3 protein-coding genes are annotated in these 2,843 nt (G+C 64.2%); 1 reads left to right on the top strand and 2 read right to left on the bottom strand.

Annotated elements, in window-relative coordinates:
* Positions 1-837: magnesium transporter (locus tag EN893_RS27170; RefSeq protein WP_164901140.1), on the top strand; the 837-nt coding region annotated here is incomplete at its 5' end.
* A 60-nt stretch (positions 838-897) separates the two neighbouring features.
* Here the strand turns inward: EN893_RS27170 and gor are convergent.
* Positions 898-2,289, bottom strand: a complete 1,392-nt coding sequence (gene gor / locus EN893_RS27165) for a glutathione-disulfide reductase (RefSeq protein WP_127271266.1) — start codon at positions 2,287-2,289, stop codon at positions 898-900.
* A 116-nt stretch (positions 2,290-2,405) separates the two neighbouring features.
* Positions 2,406-2,843 (bottom strand): DUF2059 domain-containing protein (locus EN893_RS27160; RefSeq protein WP_128361916.1); only part of this gene is annotated, 438 nt, incomplete at its 5' end.

The raw sequence follows: 2,843 nt of genomic DNA, 5'->3' as shown, positions 1-2,843 counted from the left end.
GGCCTGCGCCGGCTGATCACCGGTGAGCCTGACGATCCGATCATGACGGTGGCGCCGGATCACCTTCCGGTGACGGTCGGCCCGCTGACCGATCGCGAAACCCTGGCGCAGACGATCTCCAAATACGATCTGCTCGCCCTTCCGGTCGTCGACCATGGCAAGATCCTCGGCATCGTCACCATCGACGACATCATCGACACGATGGTCGCGGAGACGACCGAGGACGCGCACCGTTTCGGCGGCATGGAGGCGCTGGACGAGCCGTACATGAAGATGAGCTTCCTCGCCATGATCAAGAAACGCGGCGGCTGGCTGTGCGCGCTGTTCATCTCGGAGATGCTGACGGCCAACGCAATGCAGAGCTATGAGGGCGAGTTGGAGAAGGCGATCGTGCTGACGCTGTTCATCCCGCTGATCATGAGCTCCGGCGGCAATTCCGGCTCGCAGGCGACCTCGCTGGTCATCCGCGCGCTGGCGTTGCGCGAGATCGGTCTTGGCGACTGGTGGCGGGTGGCGCTGCGCGAGCTGCCCACCGGCTTGGTGCTGGGCGCCATGCTCGGCGTGGTCGGCGTCTGCCGCATCGCGCTGTGGCAGTATATGGGCTTCTACGATTATGGCCCGCACTGGCCGCTGATCGCTACCACGGTGGGGGCTGCACTGGTCGGCATCGTCACCTTCGGTTCGCTGTCGGGGTCGATGCTGCCGTTCGCCTTGAAACGTATCGGCTTCGACCCGGCCAGCGCATCGGCGCCGTTCGTCGCCACGCTGGTCGATGTCACCGGGCTGGTGATCTACTTTTCGGTGGCGCTGGTGATCCTGCGCGGCACGCTTCTGTAGCGACTATCTCCGCCGTGGCATGACCTTGCCGCGGCGGAGTTCCTCAACCCGGATTTGCCGTCAATCGACGCGCTCGCCGTCCTTCACGCGATAGGTCGGCTTGTACATGGTGACCAGTTCTTCCGCCGCTGTCGGATGCACGGCCATCGTACGGTCGAAATCGTCCTTGGTCAGGCCGGCCTTCAGCGGGATGCCGAGCAGCTGCGCCATCTCGCCGGCATCCGGCCCCAATATGTGGGCGCCAAGCACTTTTTTCGACGCGCCATCGACCACCAGCTTTATCAGCATCTTCTCGTCGCGCCCGGACAGGGTGTGCCGCATCGGCCGGAATGTCGCGCGGTAGATCTCGATGTCGGGGAAGCGCTTGACGGCGTCGTCCTCCGACAATCCGACAGTGCCGATCTCCGGCTGTGAAAAGACAGCGGTCGCGATCGTCTCGTGATCGGGCGCGGTCGGATTTCCCTTGAAGGCGGTTTCGATGAAGCACATCGCCTCATGGATCGCCACCGGCGTCAGCTGCACGCGGTTGGTGACGTCGCCGATCGCCCAGACGTTGTCGATGTTGGTGCGGGAATATTGGTCGACGGCGATGGCGCCAGTCTTGGTCATCTCCAGTCCGATGCCTTCCAGGCCCATATTCTCGGTGTTGGGAATGCGGCCGATGGCCAGCATCACCTGGTCAACGGTCAGCACCTCGCCGCCGCTGACGAGCGCGTCGAGCCGGCCGTCCGGCCGCTTGCGGATCCATTCGGACACGGAATGGCAGAGGATCCTTATCCCCTTCTTTTCCATCGTCTCGTGCAGCATGCGCCGTAGGTCCATGTCGAACCGGCTCAGGATCTCCTTGCCGCGATAGACCAGCGTGGTGTCGACGCCGAGACCGTGAAAAATGTTGGCGAACTCGACGGCGATGTAGCCGCCGCCCTCGATCATGATCGCCTTGGGCAGTTTCTTGAGGTCGAAAGCCTCGTTGGAAAAGATACAATGTTCATGGCCGGGCAGCGCCGGATGCGCCGCCGGGCGGCCGCCGGTAGCAATCAGGATCTGGTCTGCTGTGACGGTGCGATCCTCGCCCAGAAGATGCACGACATGCGGATCGACGATCATGGCGCGCGAATGGAAGGTCTCGCCGCCGGCGCCCTCGACGTTCCTGACGTAGATGGCCTCCAGCCGGCTGATCTCGCGATCCTTGTTGGCGACCAGCGTCTGCCAGTCGAAGCTGGCTTCCGGCACCGTCCAGCCATAGCCGGCGGCGTCGGCAAAATGCTCGGGAAATTGCGAGGCATAGACATAGAGCTTTTTCGGCACGCAGCCGCGGATGACGCAGGTGCCGCCATAGCGGTATTCCTCGGCGATGCCGACACGCTTGCCGAGTGCCGCGGCGACACGCGCCGCCCTCACCCCGCCCGAACCGCCGCCGATGACGAAAAGATCGTAGTCGTAACCAGCCATGACGCGGCTCCCAGGCTTCAGAAATGTGTCAGACAGGTAGGCCGCAAACCGTCAAAAGAAAAGCCCGGACAGGCCGGGCTTTCGCGGGAGGCCGCAAGGCCATTGAAAATGCGGGGTCAGTTGTTGTCCGCAGGGGCCGCGCCATCGGCGGGCGCTGCGCCATCGGCCGGAGCGGCGGCTCCGGCGGCGGGCGCGGCAGGTGCAGCCTGCGCCTTTGCCTTGGCGGCTGCGGCCAGCGTTTCGCCGACCTGCTGGGCGAGATCGCGGCCGAGGCCGTTCTGCCAGATGTCGGCTGCCTTGACCAGTTCGCGGGTCACCGTCGGGCCGCTATCGAGCAGCTTCTTGCCCGAATCGGAATTGTAGAAGGCGGCGATGTCGGTCAGTTCCTTTTCGGAGAACACTTTTGCGTAGGCGAGTGCGGCTTCCTTCTCGAGATCGGCGCGGCGCGAGGCCAGCGCCAGCGCCTTCTCGCTGATCGTCTTGCCGATCAGTTCCTGCATGTCCGGGTTCTTCTGGATCAGCTGCGATTCGAGCGCTGCGGCTGCCTGCGGCAG

The organism is Mesorhizobium sp. M7A.F.Ca.CA.004.04.2.1, from assembly GCF_004022825.1.
GTDB lineage: Bacteria > Pseudomonadota > Alphaproteobacteria > Rhizobiales > Rhizobiaceae > Mesorhizobium.
Note: the sequence above shows the minus strand (reverse complement) of the source record. Positions and strands in the feature narration are given on the sequence as shown.